Origin of the sequence: Amycolatopsis sp. A1MSW2902 (assembly GCF_017312175.1) — a bacterium.
Lineage (GTDB): Bacteria > Actinomycetota > Actinomycetes > Mycobacteriales > Pseudonocardiaceae > Amycolatopsis > Amycolatopsis nivea.
This window is the reverse complement of sequence record NZ_QJPO01000001.1, coordinates 7649688-7662987: the sequence shown is the minus strand read 5'-3', so window position 1 is coordinate 7662987 and position 13300 is coordinate 7649688. Positions and strand designations below refer to the sequence as shown.

General features: G+C 68.9%; 13 protein-coding genes. 4 read left to right on the top strand and 9 right to left on the bottom strand.

Translation table 11 applies throughout. From position 1 onward, the window contains the following. Positions 1-50: 50 nt before the first annotated feature. Together DMP23_RS35740 and DMP23_RS35735 are read left to right on the top strand one after the other, a co-directional pair. Positions 51-1631, top strand: coding sequence for a GMC family oxidoreductase (locus DMP23_RS35740; RefSeq protein ID WP_337823678.1), 1581 nt, complete (start codon positions 51-53; stop codon positions 1629-1631). After that, positions 1628-2440, top strand: coding sequence for a class I SAM-dependent methyltransferase (locus tag DMP23_RS35735; protein WP_337823677.1), 813 nt, complete (start codon positions 1628-1630; stop codon positions 2438-2440). The genes DMP23_RS35740 and DMP23_RS35735 overlap by 4 nt, the downstream gene beginning before the upstream one ends. Here DMP23_RS35735 and DMP23_RS35730 read toward each other — a convergent pair. Beyond that, entirely contained in the window at positions 2437-3621 is a 1185-nt protein-coding gene (locus DMP23_RS35730; protein ID WP_337823676.1) for a glycosyltransferase 87 family protein, read from the bottom strand. The two genes, DMP23_RS35735 and DMP23_RS35730, sit on opposite strands and share 4 nt — an antisense overlap. Positions 3622-3719: 98 nt before the next feature. On the opposite strand from DMP23_RS35730, the gene DMP23_RS35725 reads away from it, so the two are divergent. Beyond that, positions 3720-4055 carry a hypothetical protein gene (locus DMP23_RS35725; protein WP_337823675.1) on the top strand — a complete coding sequence of 112 codons (336 nt, stop codon included), beginning with the start codon at positions 3720-3722 and terminating at the stop codon, positions 4053-4055. Positions 4056-4059: 4 nt separating this feature from the next. On the opposite strand, the gene DMP23_RS35720 is transcribed toward DMP23_RS35725, so the two are convergent. Beyond that, on the bottom strand, positions 4060-5223 hold the full coding sequence (locus DMP23_RS35720) for a lactate 2-monooxygenase (RefSeq protein ID WP_337823674.1): 1164 nt from the start codon (positions 5221-5223) through the stop codon (positions 4060-4062). 9 nt (positions 5224-5232) lie between these two features. Next, positions 5233-6729 (bottom strand): aldehyde dehydrogenase family protein, encoded by a 1497-nt coding sequence (locus DMP23_RS35715; protein ID WP_337823673.1) that lies wholly within the window; start codon positions 6727-6729, stop codon positions 5233-5235. 199 nt (positions 6730-6928) lie between these two features. Here DMP23_RS35715 and DMP23_RS35710 point away from each other — a divergent pair, with 199 nt between their 5' ends. Next, complete coding sequence (locus DMP23_RS35710) at positions 6929-7570, top strand: MBL fold metallo-hydrolase (protein WP_037808710.1); 642 nt, start codon at positions 6929-6931, stop codon at positions 7568-7570. Between the two features lie 2 nt (positions 7571-7572). Here the strand turns inward: DMP23_RS35710 and DMP23_RS35705 are convergent, their stop codons facing one another. From DMP23_RS35705 to DMP23_RS35680, 6 genes are all read right to left on the bottom strand, one after another. Further along, the gene (locus DMP23_RS35705; protein WP_337823672.1) at positions 7573-8271 is read right to left on the bottom strand and encodes a DUF2334 domain-containing protein; all 699 of its coding nucleotides are present in this window, start codon (positions 8269-8271) and stop codon (positions 7573-7575) included. 89 nt (positions 8272-8360) lie between these two features. Next, positions 8361-9221 (bottom strand): class I SAM-dependent methyltransferase, encoded by an 861-nt coding sequence (locus DMP23_RS35700; RefSeq protein WP_337823671.1) that lies wholly within the window; start codon positions 9219-9221, stop codon positions 8361-8363. Between the two features lie 436 nt (positions 9222-9657). Next, on the bottom strand, positions 9658-10182 hold the full coding sequence (locus tag DMP23_RS35695) for an NADPH-dependent FMN reductase (RefSeq protein WP_443111365.1): 525 nt from the start codon (positions 10180-10182) through the stop codon (positions 9658-9660). Between the two features lie 475 nt (positions 10183-10657). After that, positions 10658-11494 carry a patatin-like phospholipase family protein gene (locus DMP23_RS35690; RefSeq protein WP_337823669.1) on the bottom strand — a complete coding sequence of 279 codons (837 nt, stop codon included), beginning with the start codon at positions 11492-11494 and terminating at the stop codon, positions 10658-10660. A 30-nt stretch (positions 11495-11524) separates the two neighbouring features. Next, complete coding sequence (locus DMP23_RS35685; RefSeq protein WP_337823668.1) at positions 11525-12346, bottom strand: helix-turn-helix domain-containing protein; 822 nt, start codon at positions 12344-12346, stop codon at positions 11525-11527. 71 nt (positions 12347-12417) lie between these two features. After that, the gene (locus tag DMP23_RS35680) at positions 12418-13299 is read right to left on the bottom strand and encodes a phosphoribosylaminoimidazolesuccinocarboxamide synthase (RefSeq protein WP_037808718.1); all 882 of its coding nucleotides are present in this window, start codon (positions 13297-13299) and stop codon (positions 12418-12420) included. Between the last annotated feature and the right edge of the window lies 1 nt (position 13300).

Sequence of the window (13300 nt, the reverse complement as noted above, 5' to 3'; positions counted from 1 at the left end):
CTGCGCCATGATGTGTCGTTGACATGGTGTCAACACCACCGGGAGGCAGCGTGCCAGAGCAGGACTCCTTCGACTACGTGATCGTCGGCGCGGGCAGCGCGGGCTGCGTGCTGGCGAACCGGCTGAGCGAGGACCCGTCCGTGCGGGTGCTGCTGCTCGAGGCCGGCGGCGAGGACACCGCGGACGAGGTCCGGATCCCGGCGGCGTTCGCGTCGCTGTTCAAGACGAAGTGGGACTGGAACTACGAGACCGTCGAGCAGAAGCACACCGGCAAGAAGGAGTACTGGCCGCGCGGCCGGATGCTCGGCGGCTGCTCGTCGATCAACGCGATGATCTACATCCGCGGCAACCGCGCCGACTACGACGGCTGGCGCGATGCACACGGAGCCACCGGCTGGGGCTGGGACGACGTGCTGCCGTACTTCAAGCGCGCCGAGGGCAACCAGCGCCTCGGCGGCCCGCTGCACGGCACCGACGGTCCGCTGCACGTCGAGGACCGGCGGTTCACCCACGAGCTGTCGCACGCGTGGGTGGACAGCGCGGTCGCGTGGGGGCTCAAGCACACCGACGACTTCAACGGCGAGTCGCAGGAGGGGGCCGGGCTCTACCAGGTCACGTGCAAGCGCGGCCGCCGCTGGTCCACCGCGGACGCTTACCTGCGGCCCGCGTTGTCGCGGCCGAACCTGACCGTGCGGACGAACGCGCAGGTCACGCGGGTGGTTTTCGAGGGCACCCGAGCGGTCGGGGTGTCCTATCTCGACAAGGGCGTGCCGACGACGGTCCGGGCGGACGCCGAAGTGCTGCTGTCCGGCGGGGCGATCAACTCGCCGCAGTTGCTGATGCTGTCCGGCGTCGGTCCGGCCGAGCATCTGCGCGAACTGGGCATCGACGTGGTCGCCGCGCTGCCCGGCGTCGGCGACAACCTGCACGACCACCCGGCGGTCGGCGTGATCTGGTCGACGAAGGGCACGACCGACATCGCGGACTCCGCGACCCCCGCCGGATTGGTGCGCTACCAGCTGACCAAACGCGGCCCGCTCGCGTCGAACATCGGCGAGGCGGGCGCGTTCTACTCGACCCGCGACGGGCTGGCCGCGCCGGACATGCAGATCCACGTGGCCCCGACGTTGTTCTACGACAACGGAATGCGCGAGCCCACGTGTCCGGGCTTCACGTCGGCGGCCACGCTGGTCGACGTCGCGAGCCGCGGGCGGCTGCGGCTGAAGTCGGCGAATCCGTTGTGGAAGCCGGAAATCGACCCGGCTTACTACGCGGAGTCGATCGATCTGGAATCGGTGAAGTCCGCTCTGCGGTCGCTGATCGAGATCGGACGGTCGGGTCCGCTGGCGAAGTTCCTGGACCGGCCGTTCCTGCCGGCGACGCATGAACTGTCGGACGAGGCATTGACCGAGCACGTCCGGCAGAACACGCAGACGCTGTACCACCCGGTCGGCACGTGCGCGATGGGCAGCGGCGAGCACGCGGTGGTCGACCCGGATCTCAAGGTGCGCGGGGTTACGGGGCTGCGGGTGGTAGACGCTTCGGTGATGCCCGTGGTGCCGCGCGGGAACACGAACGCGCCGACGATCATGGTGGCGGAAAAGGCGGCTGATCTGATTCGGGCTCGATGACCGCTCTGTCAACCTGGCGGGATCTCCTTGCCGCCTGGGCGATTCCGGACGCCGTGCACCCTCCGGAATCGCCGTGGGTCCTGCCGCGCGAGGTGTTCCTGCGGCGAGCCGATCAGCAGATCGCCGCGCCGATCGGGGTGACCTATCAGCTGGCCGCCGAAGCGTTGCAGGAGCCAGGCACGGTGCTCGACATCGGCGCGGCGGCCGGGGCGGCGAGCCTGCCTCTGGTCGGCCGGTCGAACGTCACCGCGGTGACGGCGTTGGACACCGACGACGAGTTGCTCGCGGCGTTCGCCGAGCGGGCCGCGGGCGTGGAGCATCGGCTGTTGTCCGGCCGGTGGCCCGATCTTGCCGACGAAGCCGGTGTGGCGGACGTTGTCGTGTGCGGGAACGTGGTTTACAACGTCCCCGACCTGGCTCCGTTCGTCTCGGCGCTCACCGCGGCGGCGCGGCGGCGGGTGGTGGTCGAGACGGCCGCGCGGCATCCGTTGACTGAGCTTAATCCGCTGTGGCAACGGTTTCACGGCATCGATCGACCGGCTGGACCGACTGCCGGGGACTGTCTCGCGGCGCTCGCGGAAGTGGGGATCGAGCCGGAAGTCATGGAATGGCGGCGGCCGCCGGAGCCGGAGTACGCGGAGTTCGCGTCCACAGTGGACGTCGTCCGGCGGCGGTTGTGCCTGCCTGCCGACGCGGCCGGCGAGGTCGAGCGGGCCTTGCTGGAGATGGGGATCGATCCGGAGATGCCACCAGATCTCGGGTCGTCCGGCCGGGACCTGGTGACGCTGGTTTGGCCCGGTTCCGCCTAACCGACCCGTTCGAGTTCGGGAACCCGCGCGAACTGCACCGCGAACAGTTGCCAGGCAAGGAAACCCAAGCCGAGAATTACATAGGCGTCGCCGACGAGGTGCTGCCACGGTTCCCACGCGAGTTCCCGCATCCCGCTGGAGGGCACGAAAGTGTGCGGCGCGGCGATGAAAACCGACGCGCCCGCGGCCAACGCGGCGGCGGCGCGACGCGTGCGGACCCGGGCGGCGAGGATGAGCGTCGCGGGCACCACCCAAACCCAGTGGTGCGACCAGGAAATCGGGGACAGGACGAGCACCGCCGCCGCGTTGACGACGAAGCCGAGCGAACTGTCGACGCGCCGCATGACAAGTACGGCGGCGACCAGGACGAACGCGGACAACGCCAGCCACAGCAGGTCGTGGGCCGGCGGCAGCAGGGCGAGGCGGTTGAGGGCGCCTTGGATGGTCTGGTTGGTCGCGTAGGGCGAGCCGCTGAAGCCGTCGGCACCGGTGAGGCCGCCGCCGAAGAAGTACTCGACGGACGCGCGCGGGGCGATCAGGAAGCCGAGCAAGGTCGCTCCGGCACCGGTGAGCAGTGCGTTGCGGGCGGCGCGGAAATCCTTGGCGAGCAGGAAGAAAAGGAGGAAACCAGCGGGCGTCACCTTGATCGCGGCGGCCAGGCCGACGAGGATTCCGCGCGGCCAGCGTGGGTTGGGCGCCAGGCAATCCACGGCGACCAGTGCCATCAGGACGAGGTTGATCTGTCCAAAGCCGATGGTGGAGCGCACGGGCTCAAAGGCAAGCGCCGCAACGGTGAGCGCGGACGCGGCGACGGCCGTGGATCGGCGGTTCCAGTCGCGCCACAGGTGGCGGACCGTGGTGTACAAGACGAGCCAGAGCGATGCGGCGGAGAGGACGTCGAGCAGAACCGACGCGATCGGGAGCGGCGGGAGCGCCAGGGCCGAGAAGAGCATCGCGGCGAACGGCGGGTAGATGAACGGCAGCATCGATCCGGCTGTGGTGGTCGGGAGCGGGCCGTAAAGGTCGCCGCCTTGGACGGCCGCGTCCGCACCGAAGCGGTAGACCTGCAGGTCAACCGGGTTGAAGCTGCTGATGACCGCCGCGATGCCCGCGACGAGGGCTACCGCGCCGAGTGCGGACAACCAGGCGAGGATCCGCCCGGACTTTCCTTGAAACCACATACGGGCGGCGATTGTAGCTGCCTGCTCGACGGGCGGGCGGGCTGTTCCGGATGACTGTTTTCCCGGAATTGTCGGACCCCGTCGTTACAGTCGGGCCCATGAGCACTTCCCTCTACTACAACGCGAGCCGGGCGACCGCGCTCACCGCTGCCGAGACCGCCGCTGTCGAACGCGTCGTCACCACACGTCAGCCGTCTTTTCCTTACCCGGACGAGGAATCCCTCTTCCTGTACGAGGAAGGCGAGCCGGACGCGATCGTGGCCGGGTCCACCAAGATGCCGCTCGATCTCGACCACGTGATGCCCGTGCTCGAACACGTGCTGGGCTCGGTGACCGAGTTGCGCCGCGCCCTTCCGGACGCGAAGTGGCACGTACACCTCGACGATTTCGACATCCCGTGGGACGAGAGCGAGGGGTACTTTCTGCCCGCGTAAGCGTCTAGCCGACTCGCCGCAGCGCTTCGCGGGTGAGGTCGGCCAGGGTCGGATAGCCGTCCACAGCCATGATCAAGTCAGCTTCAGCGAGCAAGGTACGCAGCACATGGACAACGCCGTCCTCACCAGCCAACGACAACCCCCAGGCGTACGGGCGGCCGACGCCCACCGCCGTCGCGCCCAAGGCCAGCGCCTTGACCACGTCGGCTCCGGAGCGCACGCCGGAGTCGAACAGCACCGGCGTGCCGCCGGAGGCATCGACCACTTCGGCAAGGCAGGCCAGCGCCGGGAGACCGCCGTTGGCCTGCCGTCCGCCGTGGTTGGAGCAGTAGATCCCATCGACCCCGCCGTCGATGGCGCGGCGGGCGTCATCGGGATGCTGGATGCCTTTCACCAGCAGTGGAAGCTTGGTCAGCGAGCGCAGCCAGGGCAGGTCTTCCCAGGTCAGCGGGTTGCCGAACAGCTGGGCCCACAGTCCGACGGCGGCCGCCGGGTCGTCCTCCGGAGCCTTGCCGAGCCGTTTCCGGAACACCGGGTCGGTGAAGTAGTTGGCCAGGCAATGCCCGCGCAACTGCGGGAAGTTCGCCGTCGACAGGTCGCGCGGCCGCCAGCCGGTCACCCAGGTGTCGAGCGTGACCACGATGCCGCGAAAGCCCGCCGCCTCGGCGCGTTGCACGAGCGAGGCGGCGACGTCACGGTCAGTCGGCGTGTACAGCTGGAAGAAGCCCGGAGTGTCGCCCAGTTCCGGGACGAGCGTTTCCATCGGGTCGACGCTCAGTGTCGAAGCGACCATCGGCACGCCCGTTCGGGCGCTGGCCCGCGCGGTCGCGAGGTCGCCGTGGCCGTCCTGCGCGCACAGGCCGATCACCCCGACCGGCGCGAGGAACAGCGGCGACGGCAGCTTCATCCCGTACAGGTCCACCGACAGGTCGCGTTCCTTCGCGCCCACGAACATCCGCGGGACCAGGCCCCAGCGCTCGAATGCCTCGACGTTCCCGCGCTGGGTCCGCTCGTCGCCGGCCCCACCGGCCACATAGGACAGTACGGACGGCGGAAGCGCCTGAGCCGCACGCGTTTCCAGTTCCGCATACGACATCGGCAGGTCCGGAACGCGGCCGGACAATCCGGCGAAGTAGATCTCGTGCTGGAAATCGCCGAAGCCGGGCAACAGTGCTCCTTAACGCTTGCCGTGCAGGACGGTGACCAGCTTGGCGACCAGCGCGTCCGTGGATTCCTTGCGGGAGAAGGACGTGAGCGTGAGCGGCGCGGTGAACCGCTGCCGGGCCACCGCCTTCGGGCGGGCGAACTCGCGCAGCCCTTCCGGGCCGTGGATCCGGCCGAACCCGGAGTCGCCGACGCCGCCGAAGGGCAGCGACGCGATCCCGGCGAACGACAGCGGCGCGTTCACCGCGGTCATCCCCGCGCGCAGCCGGGACGCCAGCTCGGCGCCGCGCGCCCGGGAGAACACCGTGGAACCGAGGCCGTACTTGGTCGCGTTGGCCTTCTCCACCGCTTCGTCCATGTCGCGGACCTTGGCGATGGTGACCGTCGGGCCGAACGTCTCCTCGCGCACCGCCTCGGAGTCCTCCGGGACGTCCACCAGCACGGTCGGCTGCACGTAGCGGTCGCCGACGCTCTCCACGCCGCCGACCAGCGCCTTCCCGCCGCGCTTCAGCGCGTCCTCGATGTGACCGCGGATCACCGAGAGCTGCGAGGGCATGGTGATCGGCCCGTACTGCGCGTCCTCGTCCGAGCCGGCGCGCACGTTCTTCGCCTTCTCCACCACCTTGGCGACGAACTCGTCGGCCACGCGTTCGTGCACGTAGACGCGCTCGACGCCGATGCAGGTCTGGCCGGAGTTGGAGAACGCGCCCCACACGGTGGCGTCAGCCGCCGCCTCGAGGTCCGCGTCGGTGTCCACCAGCAGCGCGTCCTTGCCGCCCGCCTCGATCACCACCGGGGTCAGCGTGTTCGCGGCAGCGGCCATGATCTTCTTGCCGGTGGCCGCGGAACCGGTGAACGCGATCTTGTCCACGCCGGAGCCGACCAGCGCGGCCCCGGTCTCGCCGAATCCGGTGATCAGCTGCAGCACCGGCTGCTCGGGCACGATCTCAGCGAACGCGTCCACCAGCCATTTCCCGACGCCAGGGGTGTACTCGCTCGGCTTGAAGACCACCGCGTTGCCCGCGGCCAGCGCGTACGCGATGGAGCCGAGCGGGGTGAACACCGGGTAGTTCCAGGGCCCGACCACGCCGACGACGCCGAGCGGGAGGTACTCGACGGTCGCGGCCTGGTTGGCCATCAGGAGGCCGGACGAGCGGCGGTGCTTGCCGAGCACCTTGCGGGCGTTCTTCGCCGCCCACGCGATGTGCTCGATCGCCAGCACGCTCTCGAGCTGGGCGTCCGCGATCGGCTTGCCGGTCTCCTCGCGCACGACCTGGCACAGCTGCGGCAGCCGCCGGGTGAGCACGCCCTTCCAGCGCTGCAGCCGCTCCGCGCGCCCGGCGAAGCCGAGGCCGTCCCACCAGCGCGCGGCCGCCCTCGCCCGCTCGACGGCGGCGCTGACCTCGTCGGCCGTGTGCACCGGGTAGGTGCCGACGACCTCGTCGGTGGCCGGGCTGAGCGAATCGAACGTCTCGCCGACGGGCGTCGGCTTCGGCTGGACCGCGGTCATCGGCGTCTCCCCGTCTCGGTGAACCCCCAGGCTACGAGGTTGCTGACACTCTGCCAACAGTTGCCCGGGCTTCCCGCCAGCATGGCATCCCGGAACTGGCGCGGAAAGTCCTCCGACCGGGAGTCCTCGCTGGACCCCCTCGTGGACCAGGCCACGAGCGTAGGGTTGAACCGACCGATCTTGGTAAGGAGAAAACCTGATGCGGATCGTCCATTTCGGACATTCCTGCGTACTGCTCGAGACCGCCGCGGAGCGGATTCTGCTCGATCCTGGCACGTTCTCCACCGGCTTCGAGAACGAGCGCGAACTGTCCGCGGTGCTGATCACCCACCAGCACTTCGACCACCTCGACGTCGAACGGCTGCCCGGCCTGCTCAAGGCGAACCCGGGCGCGAAGCTGATCGTCGACCCTGGCTCGGCCGAGGCCGTCGAGAAGCTGCACCTGGAGTTCGAGGTCGCCAAGCCCGGCGACGCGTTCGAGATCGGCGGCACCTCGGTGTCGGTCACCGGCGGCGAGCACGCGGTGATCCACGCCGACATCCCGGTGATCCCGAACATCGGCTACCTGGTCGACCACGGCGCGTTCTACCACCCGGGCGACTCGCTCTTCGTGCCCGAGCAGAAGGTCGACGTGCTCGGCCTGCCCACCGGGGCGCCGTGGCTGAAGGCCGGCGAAGCGGTGGACTTCCTGCGTGCGGTCGCGCCGCGCCGTTCGGTGCCGATCCACGAGGCGGTGCTGGCCAACGCGGCGGCGAACATGCACTACGGGCTGTTCCAGAACCTCGCCCCGGAAGGCACCGAGGTGAAGGCGCTGGAACGAGGCGTCGCGACGGAGGTCTAGGGCTACGCGGGCGCGGTGTGGCGCAGGGAGCCGTAGGTGCTCCCGAAGGCCCGGTTTTCGAGGGCCACGTCCACCGCGTCCAGCAACGCCTGCCGCAAGCCGGGGCGGCTGAGGTCAGCGGCGTCAATGCCAAGCCGCACCAGCCCGCCTCGGCGCGCGGCCCGCGCGGAGGCCAGTACGAGCGCGAAGCAGCGGACGGTCTCCGTACGGTGCGACTGACTTGTGAAGTCCTGCACCCGCGCGCGCCGGGTCTCGCCGGTCACCAGGTCCCGTACGGCGTTCTGGTCGGCGCACAGCGTGAAGCCGTGCTCCCGCAACGCCTGCACAGTGCCAGCCGACGCCAGCCATCGCGGCGGCGCGAAGCCGTCAACAGTCACGCCGGTCGCGTCGAGGGCGGCCTTCGCAGCGATGAGCCGGAGCCGCGCTTCGTGCGCGGGGAGCACAGCGAACTCAGCCTTCCGCCCCAGGTGCACGGCGCGATGCGTCGGCGGGATGCGGTGGTCGTAGCCATTGAGCAGCACCGAGTCACCCGCCGCGGCGCGCGTACGGACCCAAGCCGTCACGGGCCCGTCCTCGGTGCGCGCGACATGCAGGATCGACAGCGGAACATGCCGACGTTCGAGTTCGGCCGCCAGATGCGCACAACGGTGCAGCGTGCGCGTGGTGACCCCGGACAGCGAGACCAGCAGGCGAGCATCCACGCCACCATTGCGCCGCAGCCGTGTGGCGACCGCCTGACCGCTCCGTGAACTGCGAGTGAGACTTACGCGGCGGACAGTCACCGCTGGGTTTATGCGGCTTTGCGGCAGTGCCAGATAAGCATCGACGGCACGTCCTTCGCCGCCGCGGCCAACGCGTCCGGCACCAGGCCGTTCAACGACCACGGCCAGAGATCCCACGGCCCACCGCCAGGCACGTGGCGCGGTTCGGTCGGTGCGGGCGTCGGCTCCACACAGCTCACCGGCGCGAGACCGCCAGCGAAGAATGCACGCAGGTAATCACCGACGCGATGATGACTCGTCCGCACCCGAGCCGGGTCGCCGTCGGCCGTGCGCACGGACGGGATCGATCCGCGCTGGACCTGCTCGGGATGCACGTCGGAAAGGACGAGATGCCCGCCCGGAGCGAGGACGCGAGCGAACTCCGCTATCACCGGTGCCAGGTCCGGTACGTGCGACAACGCGAGACCGCAGAGCACGACCTCCGGCGAACCGTCGCCGACCGGAAGTTCATGCAGGTCAGCAACGAAAGTCGAGTCGGCCTTGGCATGGCTGAGCATCTCCGGCGAACCGTCGACGGCGACCACGTGGTGACCGCGCTCGACCAACAGCCGGGTGAGCCGCCCAGTGCCGCAGGCAGCATCAAGCGCCCGACCCGGCGGAATGGCGTCAAGGATCGCCGCGACGTGGGGCTCGTCAGCGAACGCAGCGTTCTCGCCGGAGTCATACGCGGCAGCCCAGCGAGCGTAACCATCTCTAGGCGCGAGCTGGGTTACCTCGACGCCGTCGGCCAGGTCCTCGTCAGCCAGCAACGCGCGAATCTCGGCCAACCGCGCTTCGACAAACTCGCGATCGTGCTCGCCGGTGAACGCGCGGAGCAACGCCGCTCCTTCGATCCCGATGAGGTAAGCGAGAGGATGCTCGTAACTCACGCCTGCGGACGCTAACCGGGCAAATGCCGCAGTGCCACCGATTTTCGCGCTAGCCTGCGCGCCATGGCCCTGTGGCGACGAAAACCTGTTGTTCCAGCAACCCCCTGGGAAGGCAGCGAATTACGCGCCGAACCAGGCACCCTCCCAGGAAAAACGCGACCAGCAATCCTCCTGTCCGCAGGTTCCATACAGGCCTCTGTCCTACCCAGGGAACTACGAGATTTCGGCCGCGGCCGCGTCGAAATCGTGGAGTCTTTAGGCCCCGGACCACTGGCCTTCCTGTTCCGCGTTTCAGCGGCGGCACCGACTTCCCTTGCCGAAGAACAGGTCCGCGACCTGCCGAAAGACGCCGTAGTGCTAGCCCTCCCGAACACCCCGCCCGCTGCGGTACTGACCGGCGCCGAACGGGACAGTTTCCTCGACTGGGCTCAGCGACTCACGGATTGACCGGTTTGGCCGCCTCCACGAGCCGCCGCACCGCGACCGCGACCCGCCCCCGCAGGTCAGGATCGATGAGGGCACCGTTCTCGACAGCTTGGCGGGGAATCGGAATCCGAGCACACGCATCGTCGACGATGCGAGTGCCCGCGTAGGTGAGGGTCTTGCGGAGAGAGTCATGCGCGTCCGCACCCCCAGTGGGCGCGGCGACCGAAGACGCGTTGATCCACGCGACCGGTTTGCCGTACATCTCCCCGCCGCCGATCGTCCAGTCGAGCAAATTCTTGAAGGAACCCGGCAGGCCACCGGCGTACTCCGGGGTGCAAAACAGGACACCGTCCGCCGCCCCGATCGCCTCCCGCAACGCGACGACCTCGCCAGGCAACGGATCCCGGTCAAAGTCCGGATTGAAATGCGGCAGCCCAGAGAGACCACCGTACACAGTGGACGCCGTAAAACCAGCCGCGGTAGCGATGACAGCCGCATTGACCGAACCGGCCCGCAGGCTGCCGCTGATGAGCAGAAGCACGAACCCCAGTGTGCCAGGACGGGGGCGTCCGCGGGGTTGGCTTTTTTGGAGCGTGCCTGACTTTCACCCACTGCTACCGCGCGAACGCAATCGCTACCCTGCACCGGTCGGCGTGGGTGGTGAACGATTAATGACGAATCGGCTCACCCTTGCGGAGTGCGGACTCCGGAGGGCTCGAAGCCGACAAGTCCGCGCCGACGATGGCAGGGCTTGACAAAAGTCAGCCCAATGCGGCCTCCGCGCCGACCGGGACCTGGCCGCGACCAGCCCAGACCGGAATTGGCGGTCCGCAGGCCAGGGCGCCGCGCCCGTCGCAAACGCGCCGCAAACCAACCCGCGCCAAAACCGGCGGACCGCCGAGAGCCAGCGCAGCTCAGGCTCCGCCCCACCTCTCAACCGGCAGCAACCGGCCTGGGCCGGGAAGCGGCTTGCCGAGGTCAGCAGCCAGCTGTCGCGTGGCGGAGTGGCCTCACTCCCACACCACCCCTCCCCGTTGTCCCTGTGCCAACCCAGCCGCCGCGGCTGCGGATCGGGTTGCCGGGTCCAGCGGGTTCGGGCCGATCGCCGCGACGGAAGCCTCGTCTGGTTCCAAGACCGCTACCTTCGCTCCTGCCGAGCGCAGGTCCACCAGTACCTGGTCGAACGGCCGCTCCGTCGGGAACGGCTCCGCCGCGCCCATCGGGACGACCACTGTCACCTGGGCGAAACCTGTTGCGTAGTCGGCATTCGAGGCGGAGCGGACGCCGCCGTCGACGTACCAACCGCCGTTGATCGGTACTGCTGGCCAGATGCCGGGCACTGCGCAGCTTGCCGCCACCGCGGCGACTAGCGAGACGCCGGACGAGCTGTCGAACACCGCCGGTTCACCGGTTTCCGCTTCCACCGCAACGATTTTCACCGCGCGCTCGGGCCACTCGTGGGACGGCAGGCGGGATTCGATCACCGCGCGGCGTCGCGGTTCCGGGACGGTTTCTGCGGCCAGCGCATACTTTCCCATCGCCCGGCGGGTTTCCGCCGCGGTGCCGCCGTCTGCCAGCACCGCGGCGAATTCCTCGCCGAACTTTTCCAGGTCGAACTCGGCCGCGATCTCCGCCGCTTGCAAGGCCGGATCGGTTTGCCGCGCGTACAACTGCGGCAGCGGCAATCCGCTGCCCAGCTGCGCCGCCACCGCCGCGCCTGCTGACGTGCCGATCAGCACGTCGGCATCGGTTACGTCCTGGCTCGCTTCCGCCAGCCCGGTCAGCAATCCGGTCGCCCACGCGATCCCGGCGACGCCACCGCCGCCCAACACCAAAGCTCGGCTCATGCCGCTCCTTTCACCGGCACCCACTCTGCCCTACGGCACCGACAATTTCCGTAGCGCCGACTCCAGCAGGGCGTCCGTCTCGGGTTTCGGCAGGACCAGCTCCAGCAGCGTTTCCGCCACCTCGCGGTATTTCGCCACCCGCGCCGGACTTGAGCTGCTGGCGCTTTCCCGCAGCAACCGTTCGTGGACGATCGAGGGCAGGTCCGCGAAATCAAAAATCGTGAACGCCCTGCCCAGATCGGGACGGCGGTCCGCCGGGACCACTCGCACCTCGGCCTTGCCTTCCGCCAACCGTTCGCGCAGATGCCACAGCTGCTCCGCCATCGCGTCCGCGTCGCCGATCCTCTTGTGCAGCGCCTTTTCCCCCAGCACCAGCACACACCGCGTGCCCGAATCGAGCACCGCGCGCCGCGACAGTCTCTCGGCTACGCGCGCGTCCACTTCGTCCGCCGCAACGCCCGCAGTGCTCGACAACAGCGCTCGTGCGTACCCGCTCGTCTGCAACAGCGGCGGCACCACTTCCGGCTCCCAGCCGAACACTGCCTCCGCCGTGCGTTCCCACTCCAGGTACGGCTCTTCTCCGCCGCCGTCTATCCAGTCCTGCTCTCGCGCTCCTCGCGCCATCTCCACTATTCGCCTGCGATCCGGCCCGATCACCCTGCAGTGCGCCAGTACCGCTCCGATGTCCTCAGGCTTCGGCAGCCGCAGTCCTCTTTCCCAGTTCGTCACGAAACCAGGCGTCATCCCCAGCAACCGGGCCAACTCTCTTACACCCAGTCTTCTTCTCTCCCGCGCCGCGCGTAACTCCAGGCCCAATGCCCTCGCGCGCGGTGTTGCGTACGGTGTGGTCATGGTTGCAGTGTGTCAGGGGGTGCCGACAGTTTTCGGGGTTCTCTCCCTGGGCCCTCTGCTGCTTCCTCGGCCTACAGCCAGTCCTCCAGCGACAACCCCGTCAGCCTCTCGTACGCCTCCACGTACCTTCCCCTCGTCGCCTCCACCACTTCACTCGGCAACGGCGGCGGCTGTACGTTCGACGCCCTCTCCCAACCCGACTCCGGCCCCGTCAGCCAATTGCGCACGTACTGCTTGTCGAACGACGGCTGCACCCTTCCCGGCTCGTACCCCTCCGCCGGCCAGTACCGCGACGAATCCGGCGTCAGCACTTCGTCCGCCAGCACCAGCGCGCCCGTCTCGTCCACTCCGAACTCGAACTTCGTGTCCGCCAGCAGGATTCCGCGCTTCGCCGCCACTTCCGCGCCACGGCGGTACACCGCGAGCGTCGCCTCGCGTAGCTCCTCCGCGCGCTTCGCGCCGATAGTCGCGACCACTGCGTCGAACGAAACGTTCTCGTCGTGCTCGCCGAACGCCGCCTTCGTCGCGGGCGTGAAGATCGGCGACGGCAGCTTCGATGCCTCCACGAGCCCTTCAGGCAGCTCTACGCCGCACACTGCGCCCGTACGCTGATAGTCCGAGTAGCCGGACCCCGTGAGGTACCCGCGCGCGACAGCTTCGACCGGAAGCATGTCGAGACGGCGTACGAGCAGCGCGCGCCCGCGTACCTCAGCGGGGATGCGCGGGTCGTCGTACGCGACAAGGTGGTTCGGGATCAGGTCCGACAGCTGCTCGAACCAGAACACGCTCATCGCCGTGAGCACGCGGCCCTTGTCGGGGATGGGCGTGTCCAGGATGAAGTCGTAAGCGGAGATGCGGTCCGAGGTGACCAGCAGCAGGTGGTCGTCCCCGACCGCGTACAGGTCCCGGACTTTTCCGGCGGCGATCTTCGGGTAATCGGCGAGCGTCGTCACT